Origin of the sequence: Alteromonas sp. BL110, from assembly GCF_003443615.1 — a bacterium.
Taxonomy (GTDB): Bacteria; Pseudomonadota; Gammaproteobacteria; order Enterobacterales; family Alteromonadaceae; genus Alteromonas.
In genome coordinates this window covers 1,858,633-1,873,418 of sequence record NZ_CP031967.1, presented here as the reverse complement: position 1 = coordinate 1,873,418, position 14,786 = coordinate 1,858,633, and the positions used below count along the sequence as shown (strand labels likewise).

Sequence of the window (14,786 nt, the reverse complement as noted above, 5' to 3'; positions counted from 1 at the left end):
TCACAGAAGACGCCCTAGTTTTCATACTAGGGCCACTAGGAAACACACTCAACAAAGGATTGTACAATGAACAAACCTCTTTTAGCTGGCGCTGGCGTGACTTTAGTTGCGCTTGGTATTGCCCCTTATTTCATCGGTTCTAGCGTTGAAGATAACGTTAACGCTGCAGTAAACGGACTTAACGAACAGGCTGTTTATTCAGCCGAAGTACTCTCGTACGACAAAGGCTGGTTCTCAACAAAAGCGGAAATCAAACTTGCTATAGACTTTCAAGCGCTTTTCAATGCGCAAAATGTCGATGCAGCAGAAATGCCTTTAGACGAAAACCCTAACATTACTGCTACTTTGGTTGCTCATCACGGTCCTGTGTACTTTGGTGACGGCATTGGTTTAGGGCGCGTTCATTACACGGTGTCGATTGATGGTGATGAATTAAGAGAGTACGTTCAATGGGATGCGCAACAGTCCATCTATCACAATGAAGGTGTGGTTGGTTTATTTGGCGGTCTGAGTTATGAAGACGTAGTTCCGGCCCTTAGCGCTACTAATGAGGAAGAAGGCTTTACTCTGCTATTTTCCGGTTATGCAGGTGAAGCGAAGCCTGATGGAGGGCAAACCTTATATACGTCCTCTGGCGAGTCGCTAACTATAAACACCGATGAGTTTTCAATGAAAATGGCTAATTTATCTATGGATGTAGCCTATGACGGCGGCATGATGGGAGCTTTCAAGGGCGAATTATTTGAATCTAAAATTGAAGCGCTCATCGAAACCATGGAAGTATCTGGCCTTGAAGCAGGCGCTACGGTGCAGCTAGAAAATATTGCACTGATTACAGACACTGACATTGATGAAGACAACAACACCGCCAACGTGTATGTGGAATACGCCATTGATAAGGTTGTGGGGCCAGAGCTAGAAGCCTCTGATATGGTGTTAGGCGTTGCCCTAAACAACTTAGATGTAGATTTCATCAAGGCCTATCAAGACTTTAGCAACACATCTTTAATGATCCCTTCAGAAGAAGTTCCCGCTAAAATGATGGAGTTTGTTGAGGCTAACTTACTTCCTCAACTTAAAGCCGAGCCAGAACTTAACATTACCACGCTTAAAGCGACCTTACCTGAAGGCTCATTTACCGCCAATGCTAATACGAAGCTAGTAGGCATTGATTCGCTACCGGGTACGATGGAAGATGTGACTTATTGGGTAACACACTTACTGGCCGATGCACAAATAACCGCTGACAAGGCCTTTGCGCATAGCGTAGCGTCTGGTTATATGATGGGCCAATTGATGGCAACACCACAAGCGCAAAACATGACGGCAGAAGAACTCGAAGCCGCAGTAGAGCAGCAAATACCAATGATGTTAAACACCTTTGCTCAGCAAGGCTTGATAAAAGAAACTGAGAAGGGTTACGAGACAAAACTGGAACTTAAAGACGGCAAAGCCAGCGTTAACGGCACGCCTATTCCGCTGCCTTTTGCGCCTCAGTAACTAGTAGAACAGTATTTTAAATACCCGAAAAGCTAAATATGGTAAAAAGTACGGTTGAAAGAACAGTTAAAAGTACGGTTAACACAAAGCGTTAATCGCGCGATACATTGACTTATTTAGACTGAATTAAACATGCCTTATCTAAAAATGCAGAGCCCAAACGCTCTGCATTTTTTTTTGGTTCGCCCCACCGACTCAGCTTTAAACCTCCAAAACCCGCAAATCCCGACACTCTTATTACAGGGATGCGGGGGTGAGTTTTCTACTTGAAACTGCGGCTAGTTTTCATCAAGCAGCTTGATATTCATCAATTCTTGAGCAGCGTATACACGTCCTTCGGCCACAACCGTAATAGCCTCTGTAAGTGAGTCTAGACCCAACTCGCTTCGTTTCATAATATGAGACAGCACGATGCGTTTTGCTTTAGACTGGGCGGCGATATCGATGATTTGTGATGGTGTCATATGCAGATTCTTCGCAGCACGTCCCGCGTTATCGTCAATCGCGTTGTGCAGCACTAAAAGGTCAGCATTCTTAGCAAAGCGGGACAGGTTTCCCTCTTTATCGTTAGTATCACCAGAAAATACCGCTTCACATCCGTTAACCTTAACTTTCCACGCAAGTGTTGGTATAGGCCCGTGATTTACCGACATAGCTTCAACGCTAATGTCACTATTCACTGCGTATTCAAAGGGTTCCTCTAATGAAGCGTTTGCAACGCTTTTTGCCGATATTGTGTAGTCGTCTTGCCCTTTGATAGTGTAAGAAGACAGGTATTTAAACGCGCCTTCCTCGCCAATTAACGATGATACGTAGGCGTTAGTGGAGGGCATAGTATGGTTACCGTCTGGCCCCATTACCCATAAACTTTTCTCGCGATTGGTGAAATAGCCACCTTTCACGAAGCTAGGTAAATCAGCTGAATGGTCGGTGTGTAAGTGGGAAAGTAAAATCACATCGAGGGTTTCAAATGTCGCTCCCGCGGCGCCGAACTGGACACTGCTTCCACTGCCAGCATCTATCAACACACGGGCTTCGTTTTCAACCCAGACTAAATAGGCGCTAGATGTTCTTCCATCATCCAATTCAGGTCCGCCCGACCCTAACACCTGCACAGCGACCTTACCACAAGCCATAGATGAGGCGTTTGTACTCTCAATTTTTTGATGATTCGATTGTTGAGACCATGTATGAGGTGATATATCAGATTGGGATGATGTTTGAAGTAAGGCACTAGACGATGCCAACGCAACAGAAGAAAACAACAATATAGCAGTAGCAGCTAGGATGCTCAGCGAGCCCGCGCGCGCCTTTAGGCTTAGCTTCTCGCGCTTACTGGACCTTCTATTGTCCTTAATCTCAGTAATTAACCCTATACCGCTTATCTGTCTATGTAAGACCTTCATCGCCATCGCCCTGTGTCGCTTTATAAAAATTTATACATTCATATCAAAGGAAAAGACCGAAGATGGGCGCAAAATTATTCCATTGAAACCTAAAAGTAGCGTCGAAAGTTCGCAAATATAAAGGTAGGTATAAAAAATGGGGCACGTAAGATATGCCCCATTTTTAGATAATTTTTTACTTAGCTAATGGTTTTACTTAGCTAATGGCTTGATTTAACTAATAATCACTCAGCAGCGTTTTCGGCTACCATAATGGTTTTGATATTTACGAATTCGCGCATACCATAACCACCGTGCTCACGGCCATAACCACTATCTTTCACACCGCCAAAAGGTAGGTTCGGTTGTGCTAGAGAATACCCGTTAATGTTTACCATGCCAGTGTCAAATTCATCTTTCGCCAATGAAATTGCTTTATCAGTATCTGTACTAAAAATACCGCCACCTAGTCCATAGCGCGAATCGTTTGCGACTTCCATCGCTTGTTTATCGTCACGAGCTCGAATTAATGACGCAACAGGGCCAAACAGTTCATCATCATACGCCGGCATACCAGATGATACGTCTTCAAGCACAGTTACTGGGTAAAAGTAGCCGTTAGCGTCCGGGATTTCACCACCTAGGGTAAGTTTCGCCCCAGCTTCTACTGATTTTTTCACCTGCTCATGAAGTTCATCCCGTAAATCTTCTCTCGCCATAGGCCCAAGATCAGTATTTTCATCTGTTGGATCGCCTACTTTAAGCTTCTTACACTGCGCTACAAACTTATCTCTGAACTCGTCATAAACGCTATCCACGATTACGAAGCGTTTAGCCGCTACACAAGTTTCACCATTGTTGATAACACGGCCTTGAATACACATTTCTACCGCATGATCGATATCGGCATCTTCAAGTACTAAGAAGGCATCATTACTACCAAGCTCCATCACGGTTTTCTTCGATAAACTCGCTGCTTCTTTCGCTACTTGCTTACCTACTTCATCACTGCCGGTAAAGGTAACGCCGCGTACGTGTTTATGCTTAATTAAATCGCTTGCCGTACCGCCATTAATTAATAACGACTGATATACATTTTTCGGGAAACCAGCATCTTCGTACATCTGCTGAATGGCTTGCGCCATACCAAATACGTTTTTAGCGTGTTTAAGTACTGTCGTATTACCTGCCATGATGTTCGACACGCTGTAGCGAATAACCTGATAAAGTGGGAAATTCCACGGCTGAATGCCTAAAATAACGCCGATAGGTTGATAGGTGATGATTGCTCGCCCACCTTCAAAAATACGGTGTTCGTCTTCTAAAAATGATGCTCCATGCTCAGCAGTGTAGCGACAAATCTGAGCACACAACTGCACTTCTTGCTTGCCCTGCGCTGTCACTTTACCCATTTCGCGGGTCATCAGGCTGGCCAGATCGTCAATACGTTCTTCCATCAAATCCGCGAGGTTTTTGAATAGATCTGCGCGAGTTTCAAATGACGTGCGGCGCCAATTTAAATAAGCTTCTTGGGAGCGTGTTACCGCTTGCTCGGCGTCTTCAACTGACATCAAATGATAATGATCGATCTTTTCCCCTGTAGCAGGGTTGTAGGTATTAATTGTCTCACTCATTGTCACTCTCCTTAATCCGTTTGTTAGAGTGGAGGTGCAACTAAAAAGCCAAACTGCCAAAAAACATTTTTCACAACATATTCAAGTACATAGAGTAATCCCACAGCTAGAAAGGCGAGTGAGAATAAAACTAAAATCAGAAAAGATTACCTATCGAGGTAAAGATTTCAGAGCCAGCACTTCAGGAAAAAACAGGCGGCCCTCGAGGGGTTAAACTTGTTCGAGGGCCTATATGCTTCGTTTGGTAATGGCTAATGTAGTGAAAGGAAACTTAACCTGACTAGTCGGTATATAAATCGGGAAAATGAAACTTGGCCATAGCAAGGGTCAACGCAACTTCGTAAACACTTTGACGCGAAGCATGATTTAAAGTCAGTAACCCTATAGCACCGCCCTTTTGCTTTATATTTACCGTATCAAAAAGCTTGTCCATAACCGGTCCAAGCTCTTCGCCTCGCTGCAGCGCTTGATACACGCTAACAGGTAGCGGCAAACTCGCGCTTCGTGTTACCGACCAGTGACCTTCATGGTATATCGCCACGTAGGCAAAGGTCGCGGGGCCATCTTCAAATACATCAACACCCCCTTCGATTGCCACATACCAAGCATCGGTAAGCCCGCCCTGATGATGAGCCAGCATGGCCTTTACCCGATTAATAGCACCTAAGCGCGTTTCATCTTCATTCATTGGCTGTTCGGGTACACCGCTTGGTACTGCCATGCCTTGGGCGTCAAAATCGTGCTCTAGTGTGTCAGAAAGTGTATTGAGCGCAGCATTTATTTTTACCGGATTCAGCGACCCTACAAAAATTGTGCCAGAAACCATTTACTTTCGTCCTTTAAAAACGTCCTTTTGCAGCATCACCCACTGGGTTCTGCTGAATATCTTCTAGCATTAAACGGTAGTCGCGTACCGCTGGAAATTCGCTAATATTGCGATTTGGCAAGGTACTATCAGGGTTGTCGACAGCAAGTAAATGTTTGATACCGTACGTCTGTGCCGCTTTCAAAATAGGCAGTGAGTCATCCACAAATAGGGTGCGGCTATTATCAAATTGCACTCTCTTTTGTAGTCGCTTCCATAAAAGTTGAGATTCTTTGGTCACACCGAATTCATGGGTCGAAATAAGGTTGTCGATATGCGCATCAAGTTGGGTATGCTCTATTTTAAGCGCCAGACTATTTGGATGCGCATTGGTCACTAACACTACCTGCCGGCCTGATTCATGAAGCGCGTTGAGGAACGGAATAGTGTCGTCGCGAAGGGCGAGTAAATGTGCTAACTCTCGTTTCAGCGGCATAAACTCATTTTCTAAGTCCATTGCAAGGGTTTCAGCCCAGTAATCTAAGCAGTACCACTGAATTTGCCCAAATACTGACTCATATCTCGCGCTCATTTCCTGTTGACTCTCGGCCTCAGAAATACCTTTTATCTGAGCTAACCGTTTAGGTAAATGGTGCAGCCAGAACTGGTTATCATAATGAAGATCCAGCAAAGTACCGTCCATATCTAGCAGTACAGTTTCTATTTCATTCCAGGGCAGAAAGGGCAAGCGATTTTCCTTATAATGAAGTAAGCTAAGAAATTGTATACAAGTATGATAACAAAGTTGTAGCGAGAGACATGCCAAAAATTGACCCGAACAAACCGTTACCACACATTCATTCTCGTGAAATCGTTGCGCAAAGCAAACTCTTTAGGGTAGAACGCTTAGACCTTGAGTTTTCGAACGGCGCTACCCGTGAATTCGAACGGATGGCGGGTGGAAATCGGGGTGCTGTAATGATAGTACCTATGCTTGATGAAAATACCATGGTGTTAATTCGCGAATATGCAGCCGGCACACATTCGTATCAATTAGGCTTTCCAAAAGGCTTAATAGACCCAGGCGAAACGGCTATTGAAGCCGCTAATCGCGAACTGCAAGAAGAGGCTGGCTTTGCAGCAAACGATCTTATAGAGCTTCATAAGGTCAGCATGGCTCCTACATTTTTCAATGCCAATATGACCATAGTTTTAGCCCGCGACTTGTATCCTAAACAGCTTGAAGGCGATGAACCTGAACCTCTTGAGGTGATTCACTGGCCTTTAGATAAAGCAGATGCTTTACTTGCACGAGAAGACTTTGTTGAAGCACGCTGCATAGCCGCGCTGTTTTTAGCTCAAAAGTGGTTTAAGGAACAATAAACAATGCCCGATGACGCCCATGCCGACCTACTAGAACTTGCGAAAGAAATTGCCATTGAAGCGGGTCAAGCCGTATTAGAGGTATATGATAAAGGTGAGTTTGACGCTTATCAGAAAGAAGATGACTCTCCTGTTACCAGTGCAGACTATCTAGCAAACGATATCATTAACAAGCGCTTACAAGCTGCAACGCCCGATATCCCAATCCTCTCAGAAGAAAATAAGCACGCAAGTTTAGAAGAGCGAAAGCATTGGCCCCGATACTGGTTAATCGACCCAATCGACGGCACCCAAGAATTTATCGCCAGAAGCGGAGATTTTGCAGTAAATATTGCCCTAATAGAGAACAATGAGCCAACTATCGGCGTTATTTTCTGGCCTCCCGGGCAATCGTTGTATTATGCGGAAAAAGGCAAAGGTGCGTTCAAGTCATCCCCTGATGGCGATCACCCAATAAGCGTTCGCAAACTAGACGACCCTAAAAATAGCGTGGTGATGATTGCAATTAGCCGACGCCAGTCAAGAGAGAAAGTGCTTAGCAGAATGTGCGCTAAGCGCGTATACCAAACCCTTCCACTGGGCAGTTGCTCACTGAAAGCCTGCTTTATTGCCGAAGGCAAAGCTGATGTATTCATGCGCATTGGTATTACAGGTGAATGGGACACAGGCGCATCTCAATGCATTGTCTCTGAAGCTGGTGGGAGTATCGCCGCGGCCAACTTCGAACCGCTTACCTATAATCAGCGTCATTCGCTGGAAAACCCAGATTTTGTGGTAATGGGCGATCAAAGGGTGCCTTGGCAAGACGTAGTCCAGTATGATGACTTCGTAAACCCACATCAGCACTAGCGCGTATTATTTACTTAGCGCAGTGCTATAAACCTACGTATAATAGCGTAGTAATGTTGCTGGGCCACATTACTCTGGTATTGGTTAAATCAAGCCAGATGGAACCAAAAAGTAAAAGGAGTAACCTATGATGACTACACGTATTCGCACGTTATCTGCAGCATTGCTCGCATGTGGGCTAGCATTCCCTGCCGCAGCCGACTGGTCAATTGACGGCGAGACAAGTGCACTACATTTTTTATCAACTAAGAATGCACAGGTCACTGAAGTACATAAGTTTGATAGCTTTGACGGCACTCTGTCCGATAGTGGCAAGCTCTCTGTGGCGGTAGACTTATCGTCAGTTAATACCGCCATTGATATTCGCAATCAGCGAATGCAAGAGATGCTGTTTAACGTAAGCAAATATGCACAGGCTAAGTTTGAAGCCGATTTACCTAAGTCGATGATAAACCTGAAAGCGGGTCAAGTCGTTAACGGGAAAGTAGATGGCATTTTGATGTTACATGGAAAAGCCGTTCCTACATCATTCGCAGTTAAGGCGAGTAAAGTAGATGACGATACGCTAACTGTATCTACGACTGCTCCTACACTTATTAAAGCAGAGTCTTTCGGCCTTGCTGAAGGCGTAGCTGCGCTACAAAAAATTGCAGGGCTAAAGAGTATCACTACGACAGTGCCAGTGACGTTTTCCGTTACTTTTTCGCAATAAAATACTGCTATTGCTGGCCTCTATCGATAAGAGCTAGGCGGTGGTAAGTAAATACGAAGCATTAAAAAACCGCACGAAAACGTGCGGTTTTTTTGTTTTAAGAGCTTCTCTCTAAGACTGATGTAGTCTGTTAGGAAGTCTGTAACGCATAGGCAGTGGCTTTTGACTTAACGCTTGCTCTGGCATGCTTTGCCACACGTTATCTGGTAGTGACGGTACTTCTGCCTTGTGTTGAGAAATAGCGAAATACCCCATCGCAATACGTAGACGCTTCAGAGCTTTACACTCATTAACTTCCTGATCGATAACAAATACCCCCCACTTACGCATTGCTAATCCGAACTTATCACTACTTGTAAGGCGAATAATCGGCGCCGCCAAGACCATGCCAATCAGTACAGGTAGCAGCCACATAAATAGCGATGGTGTGAAGTAAAAAGTAGTTACGCCCCACGCTACAGCTAAACAGCTCATAATCTGAGTGTGCTTGATTGCTACGGTCCAGGGTACTTTGCGACCTTCACGCTCTTGCGCTTCCCATTTAACTGAGTGACCTATAAAAACACTGATCACAAAATAGCTGTGGTAGAACATCATCAGCGGCGCAATTAGTACAGCTATGGCTAATTCAATTGCAGATCCTTTAAGTAAAGACCACGCTCCACCAAACTCTTCGCGACGTTTGATTAAGGCTAACGCAATACCCAAAAGCTTAGGCAAAAATAGTAAGGCTGCAGTGCCCCACATGGTTACCATCATCATGTCCTGACGGGCTACCTGCCAACTAGGGAAAAGCTGATACTTAGATACGAAGAACTCTGGCACTGACATAGCGCGAATTAATGCATCTGCGGTACCTAACGCCAACATACAAAATAGTATTAATGAAGAGATGTACGCAAACGCACCAAATAAAAAGTGCAAACGATTCGCCATTTTAAGACCTTTCACCTTTAAGAGTCCTAAATGCTGTATGTTGCCCTGTACCCAGCGGCGGTCGCGAATGGCGTAGTCAACAATGTTGCTAGGCACTTCTTCATAACTACCTGTTGTATCGGTAAGTAAATAAGCCTGCCAACCTGAACGGCGCAGAAGCGCAGCTTCAACAAAGTCGTGACTTAGTATTTCGCCACCAAAAGGCGCACGTCCTTCAAGGGTGGGTAGACCGCAATGCTGCATAAAGGGAGCTATACGAATAATGGCGTTATGCCCCCAATAGTTCGCACTGTCCGTTTGCCAAAACGATAAGCCTGTTGCCAACATTGGGCTATACAGATGAGCAGCAAACTGCACGAAACGACCAAAGAAGGTGTTTTGTCGAACTGGCATGGGGATAGTCTGTACTAACGCGGTATCAGGGTTGTGCTCGATACGACGAGCCAAATCCTGCATACGCTCTCCAGACATTACACTGTCGGCATCTAACACAATCATCGACTCGTAATTTGCGCCCCAGCGTTCACAAAATTCTTTAAGGTTACCCACTTTTCTATGCAGATTTTTTTCGCGACGGCGATAAAACACTTGGTTAGAAAAAGCGCCTAAACGCTTTTTTAATCGCGTAAAAGCACGCAGCTCTGCTTCTGCTTTTTCCATATCTCGGGTATCGCTGAGCATGAAAAAATCGAAATTCGAGCTGTTCTCAGTTTCCATCAACTCGCGAACACAGGCTTCGAAGCCAACCATAATGCGGCGGGTATCTTCGTTATAAACCGGCATTACTACAGCGTGTTTTTGCTTTAACGGCGCTGAAACATCAGGTTTTACCTGGTTTCTACGCAAGCTCAGTGGATCTATATTGAAAAGCTGTAGAAAGAATCCAATGATACCTGTCCAAAACGCCATGCACAGCCACGCGAATAGAGTTAATCCCAAACCTAACTGCGCAATCTCCAAGTTCGTAAGGCCGTTCGGTAAAAATATCTCGTATAAGCTCCAACCGGCCAATGCCGTGCTTGGAATTACTAGCATTGCCATGATAAACAAACGCATATGCTCTCCTTTTAAGATGAAGTGTGAAGCACGTGCGGTGCTGTCACGTTTAACCAGAGGCACGGCTTTAGCCTCGTTCGATACTGATGTATGAGATGAATTATTTTGGCTGATAGACATAGTTCCAAACCTCACTCACGCGCTCGCCGTCTTTCTCAATGTAAGCGCGCATATCTACCGTTTGACTTTCGTTCGGCTTCACAAAGAAGGAGGCACGCCACTCTTGTCCGTCAGCAACAGGGTAAAGTCTTTGCTGAGAAATTGTGCCGTTAGTACCCTGTACCACAAGCTTCATAGTCTCGTTGTTAAAAGAAATGTCTGACGGAGCACTGAAGTCAACATTGAACTGGCGGGTAGTGTTTAAGCTATCATCTTTAAATTCATCGCCTGGTAACACGGCCTTTCCCTGACGGGTACGCAGAACTGAAGCAAATTCGCTTACAAAGGGGTTTTGCTCTACCGTTTTAAGGTCGTAAGAGAAATACAGGGACTCTCCCGATTTGAATGGCTTTTCAGGTGTCCAGAAAGCCACAATGTTGTCATGAATCTCAGACTTAGTTGGAATTTCCACAACTTCCAAGCGACCTTTCTCAAAGCCGGCTTCCGGGGTAACCCATAACCCTGGACGTATGTGATAGTTAGCCTCTGCATCGAGATAATTATCCCACTCGCCATCACGCTGAAGCATGCCAAACCCTTTGGGGTTAGTATCGCTAAGCGACGTTACCTGAAGGCGCGCAGGATTAGTTAGCGGGCGCCAAATCTCTTCTCCCGCATGAGTTACCATTAGCACACCGTCACTGTCGTGCACTTCAGGGCGATAATCGTCATGGCGCTTTTCTGTGTTCTCGCCATACAAGAACATACTGGTAAAGGGTGCAATGCCTAACTTACTTACGTCATCTCTGGCAAATAACCAACTCTCTACCTTTACGCTGGTATCAATATCAGGCTGGATAACAAACTTATAAGCGCCAGCCACAGAAGGACTCTCGAGTCGGGCATAAATAGTAATTGGCTTACCTTCACCAGGCTCGATAACCCAGAACTCTGTGAAGTGAGGAAACTCTTCGCCTTTCGCTAAAGCGGTATCAATTGCTAAGCCACGTGCTGAAATACCATAAACTTGATTTTTACCTACCAAACGAAAATATGAAGCGCCAAGGAAAACGGCAAATTCATCTTTGTACTCTTCGTTTTTAATGGGGTAGTGAACACGAAACCCTGCAAACCCCGACTTTTCATCCGTCATGCCTGCCAGACCTGCTGCAGAACCATCGTAGTTAAACATGTCACTATTAAATGCTAAGCGTTCAGGTTTATTGTTTTCGCCGATAGTGTGAATAGTGACAGGATATTCGTACAGAAAGCCTGGATGGAAAAACTGGAGTTCGTAGTCGTTCTCACCGTGCCAAAGACTTTGCTCAGGCTTAAAGCGAATAGAACGATAGGTGGTGTAATCAATTTCTTTTAACTTGCTGCTTAATCCGTGATCGTCTTGTTCATAGCTTTCTGTTGCTGATTTGCGAGCAGCATCAATAATAGATTGAAGAACGGGTGATGCTTTTAAAGGCTGATTGGTGTCATTAACCTCCACAGCGCCTGCTTGTTGAAATGCAAATAGGGCAATAACGCTGGTCATCGCTAAAAGAATGCGTGACAGCTTTCGGCGCTGGAACGCATTAGTTTGTAAATCTTTTTCGAAAATTAAAACTGGCTTAGCCATTTGTCCTCTCCTTATGAAAACAATGGTTATCCAGATGGTCGTCAATCTCTTAGCTTTATCGCTTAGCTATACATAGCGAGTAACAGAGTATCTGCTGCTTTAAAAGCGATGATGAGAAAAAGTATTCATTGAAACCATTCAAGAAAGGCGCTCTATTCCTTTCCTTATTCACTGGTATCGCAAAAAACCGAATTACGTGCCTGTTGGCAAAAGTGAATGCTGGATAACACACAAGTAGTTCAGCAAAAGCTGTTCCAACACTATAAAGACGGGCTTATTTATTATATTTACATTTATTTACAACAACTTAAAAACACAGACATTAAAGGTGGTGCGTAATTTCTTCGGTGTAAATTTGTCCGATGAGTTAGCCAAAAGGTTAATTGTTGTTTTTTAGAGACACTTCACCATGCCAATATGTTTATTTTTTAAACTCGACACGGCCTTTAGCTGTTTCAGCGTTCGCATAGAGCTTCTTCTTACTTTTAATTTCTCTATACTTATTAGATAGATAGTAACTTCTTATTTGAGTTTCAGCTGAGTTTTTTTCGAAGTTGGCAGACGCTTTGCACTTCACCACTTTGATAAGTACATCGGACACGATTTCTGAAAAGAAATAATTGAGATGACATGAAGACGTTTTTAGCTTTGTGTTCATCAACTAAGTAGCCCGCTGCAGTGCGATACATAAAGATAGCGCGGTGTAGAAGAGCAGTGCATCGCAAAAGCGCTGACTCTCGACACGCCTTGCAAACTCATTGAACGTTTGCGCTGCAGAAGGTGGGCTACTGAAAATACTAAGGAGTTATCACATGCGTAAATCAATCACACTTATTGCAGCGGCACTTACTGCGGCAACAATTCCTCTTACAGCAATGGCCGACAAGCCAGACTGGCGCTACGTAGAAGGTGGTTACACCAAAATGGACTTTGACGACAACGAGTCTTTCGAGCCAGACGGCCTAACCGTTAATGGTAAGTACCTTTTAAACAGCAACTGGTACTTAAACGGCGAGTACAGCTTCTTTGAAGAAGGTAATTTCGACTTCGATATGCTTACCCTAGGTGCAGGTTACCGCTTACCAGTAAACGCTACGACAGATGCCTATTTTGGCGCTAACCTAGAGCGTGTTGATGGTGACATAGATGATGAGACAGGTTACAGCATTAATGCAGGTCTTCGCTCGATGATTACAGAACAGGTAGAGCTTGCTGGTGAAGTAGGCTATTACGATGTAGACGACGGTGAAGCGACATTCAAAGTAGGCGCTAACTACTACATCACGCCTCAATGGGCTGTTGGTGCAAACTATAAAATCATTGATGATTTAGACATTATGCAGGTAACTGCACGCTACGCTTTTTAAGCCTTCCTCTCCTCAGGTAGGTAGCCGGGTTGCTCGACCCGGCTTTTTTGTATCTGCATTTCAATAAGACGGTTTTTCTTTCGCTTCGTTTTCTATTCAGCCGTGTCGCTGGGCTCAATATCTTCTTTTCTTTTTATATCCACACTTTCGTGAAGCTCTGAGTATACAAGTACTGCCTCGCCCGACTTTAGCCTGTCTAGCACCTGCTGAACTTTTACTTCTAGCTCAACTTCCTCAGCGCCATAGTCTGTGCCTTCGCGTAGTACAAAAGCTTCAGCCAAGCTATAAAGCGTATCGGCTTCTAACGCGTCGATGGGAATTATCATTCACCCTCCTGGGAAAAACGTTTTATAAAACTTGAACCACACCAATATCACTGCGGTATTAGCGGCTAACATAACCACAGGTTGAGTTTACCGGTAAGGCTTCGCTAACAAAGCGTTTGACGCGCTCGTGCAGCCAAACCTTCGGGTTTAATACAGAGCCTTGCATGAAGCCAACATGACCGCCGCGTTCGCTCAACTCTACGGTGACGTTACGCGCAAGCTCCTCTTCTTTTGGCACAATTAAGTGGTTCATGAAGGGGTCATCGATGCTATGCAATACTAACGTTGGGCAGTGGATGGCGCTTAAAAAGTGATACGCGCTACACTTTTCATAATAGTCTTGCGCATCTGCAAAACCGTGCAGGGGAGCCGTGATCTTTTCGTCAAATTGAGTAAAGCTAGTAATGCCTTCTACATCACTTTTTGTAAGCTGAATAAGCTTACGATAATCAATGTATTCCATCTTCTTACGCAAAGTATCTTTCATGCTAGTAAGTAAATACTTTTGGTATACCCGCGAAAACCCCTGATTAATTGACTTTGCGCACTCGGATAATTTAAGTGGAGAAGAGATGGCAACAGCCGCCTTCAGCCACTTTTGTGCCGGGTTTTCACCCAACAGTTTCAACAGCATATTACCGCCAAGCGAAAAGCCAATAGCTACTTTGGGAATACGAGGAAATTTATCGTGCAGCCACTCTAAGAAAAAACTGGGGTCTTCTGTTTCGCCACTGTGATAAGCGCGCGCTTTTAGATTTGGCACACCGCTACAGCCGCGATAATGCATCATTACCACCTGCCAACCATTCACAGACAGTTGGGCCATCATATCGTTCGCATAATGCGACTTGATGCTGCCCTCCAACCCGTGAAACATCACCACTATCCCTGATGTCTCTTGTGGTTTGGGGCCCCATGCTACGTCAACAAAATCGTCATCCGGTAAGGTTAAACGCTCCATATTGTAAGAAAGGGGTAAACGCTTTTGAATAAAACGCGGCCATATGGTTTGCACATGTCGGTTCTTTGCCCATCCTGGCACTTTAAAGCTACTTTTTATTATCTTTCCATGCGATAGCGCTGATTTGCTCATTGTATTTTCTTATT

At 44.6% G+C, this 14,786-nt stretch carries 13 protein-coding genes; 5 read left to right on the top strand and 8 right to left on the bottom strand.

Translation table 11 applies throughout. The features are described from left to right. Positions 1 to 66 precede the first annotated feature (66 nt). Positions 67 to 1,500: a YdgA family protein gene (locus D1814_RS08175; RefSeq protein WP_118491237.1), complete on the top strand. Its 1,434-nt coding sequence runs from the start codon at positions 67 to 69 to the stop codon at positions 1,498 to 1,500. Positions 1,501 to 1,778: 278 nt separating this feature from the next. On the opposite strand, the gene D1814_RS08170 is transcribed toward D1814_RS08175, so the two are convergent. The 4 genes from D1814_RS08170 to yrfG all read right to left on the bottom strand — a co-directional run bounded on the left by D1814_RS08170 (position 1,779) and on the right by yrfG (position 6,072). After that, positions 1,779 to 2,906 carry an MBL fold metallo-hydrolase gene (locus D1814_RS08170; protein ID WP_118495345.1) on the bottom strand — a complete coding sequence of 376 codons (1,128 nt, stop codon included), beginning with the start codon at positions 2,904 to 2,906 and terminating at the stop codon, positions 1,779 to 1,781. A gap of 224 nt (positions 2,907 to 3,130) precedes the next feature. Continuing rightward, the gene (locus tag D1814_RS08165; protein WP_118491234.1) at positions 3,131 to 4,519 is read right to left on the bottom strand and encodes an NAD-dependent succinate-semialdehyde dehydrogenase; all 1,389 of its coding nucleotides are present in this window, start codon (positions 4,517 to 4,519) and stop codon (positions 3,131 to 3,133) included. Positions 4,520 to 4,799: 280 nt separating this feature from the next. After that, positions 4,800 to 5,345, bottom strand: coding sequence for an inosine/xanthosine triphosphatase (gene yjjX / locus D1814_RS08160; RefSeq protein ID WP_118491232.1), 546 nt, complete (start codon positions 5,343 to 5,345; stop codon positions 4,800 to 4,802). A 13-nt stretch (positions 5,346 to 5,358) separates the two neighbouring features. Then, on the bottom strand, positions 5,359 to 6,072 hold the full coding sequence (gene yrfG / locus D1814_RS08155) for a GMP/IMP nucleotidase (protein WP_118491230.1): 714 nt from the start codon (positions 6,070 to 6,072) through the stop codon (positions 5,359 to 5,361). A 71-nt stretch (positions 6,073 to 6,143) separates the two neighbouring features. Between yrfG and nudE the strand changes: the two genes are divergently transcribed. From nudE to D1814_RS08140, 3 genes are all read left to right on the top strand, one after another. Further along, on the top strand, positions 6,144 to 6,707 hold the full coding sequence (gene nudE / locus D1814_RS08150; protein WP_118491228.1) for an ADP compounds hydrolase NudE: 564 nt from the start codon (positions 6,144 to 6,146) through the stop codon (positions 6,705 to 6,707). A gap of 3 nt (positions 6,708 to 6,710) precedes the next feature. Continuing rightward, a complete protein-coding gene (cysQ, locus tag D1814_RS08145) occupies positions 6,711 to 7,556 on the top strand; it encodes a 3'(2'),5'-bisphosphate nucleotidase CysQ (RefSeq protein WP_118491226.1) in 846 nt (281 codons plus the stop codon). A 127-nt stretch (positions 7,557 to 7,683) separates the two neighbouring features. Continuing rightward, on the top strand, positions 7,684 to 8,268 hold the full coding sequence (locus D1814_RS08140) for a YceI family protein (RefSeq protein ID WP_118491224.1): 585 nt from the start codon (positions 7,684 to 7,686) through the stop codon (positions 8,266 to 8,268). A gap of 111 nt (positions 8,269 to 8,379) precedes the next feature. On the opposite strand, the gene mdoH is transcribed toward D1814_RS08140, so the two are convergent. Both mdoH and D1814_RS08130 read right to left on the bottom strand, forming a co-directional pair. Next, positions 8,380 to 10,380, bottom strand: a complete 2,001-nt coding sequence (gene mdoH / locus D1814_RS08135; RefSeq protein ID WP_118491222.1) for a glucans biosynthesis glucosyltransferase MdoH — start codon at positions 10,378 to 10,380, stop codon at positions 8,380 to 8,382. After that, positions 10,361 to 11,986, bottom strand: coding sequence for a glucan biosynthesis protein (locus D1814_RS08130; RefSeq protein ID WP_118491220.1), 1,626 nt, complete (start codon positions 11,984 to 11,986; stop codon positions 10,361 to 10,363). The genes mdoH and D1814_RS08130 overlap by 20 nt, the downstream gene beginning before the upstream one ends. A gap of 812 nt (positions 11,987 to 12,798) precedes the next feature. Between D1814_RS08130 and D1814_RS08120 the strand changes: the two genes are divergently transcribed. Further along, positions 12,799 to 13,353 (top strand): outer membrane beta-barrel protein, encoded by a 555-nt coding sequence (locus D1814_RS08120; protein WP_118491216.1) that lies wholly within the window; start codon positions 12,799 to 12,801, stop codon positions 13,351 to 13,353. Between the two features lie 92 nt (positions 13,354 to 13,445). On the opposite strand, the gene D1814_RS08115 is transcribed toward D1814_RS08120, so the two are convergent. Both D1814_RS08115 and D1814_RS08110 read right to left on the bottom strand, forming a co-directional pair. After that, a complete protein-coding gene (locus D1814_RS08115) occupies positions 13,446 to 13,679 on the bottom strand; it encodes a YheU family protein (protein ID WP_118491214.1) in 234 nt (77 codons plus the stop codon). Between the two features lie 58 nt (positions 13,680 to 13,737). Continuing rightward, complete coding sequence (locus D1814_RS08110; RefSeq protein WP_118491212.1) at positions 13,738 to 14,772, bottom strand: hydrolase; 1,035 nt, start codon at positions 14,770 to 14,772, stop codon at positions 13,738 to 13,740. Between the last annotated feature and the right edge of the window lie 14 nt (positions 14,773 to 14,786).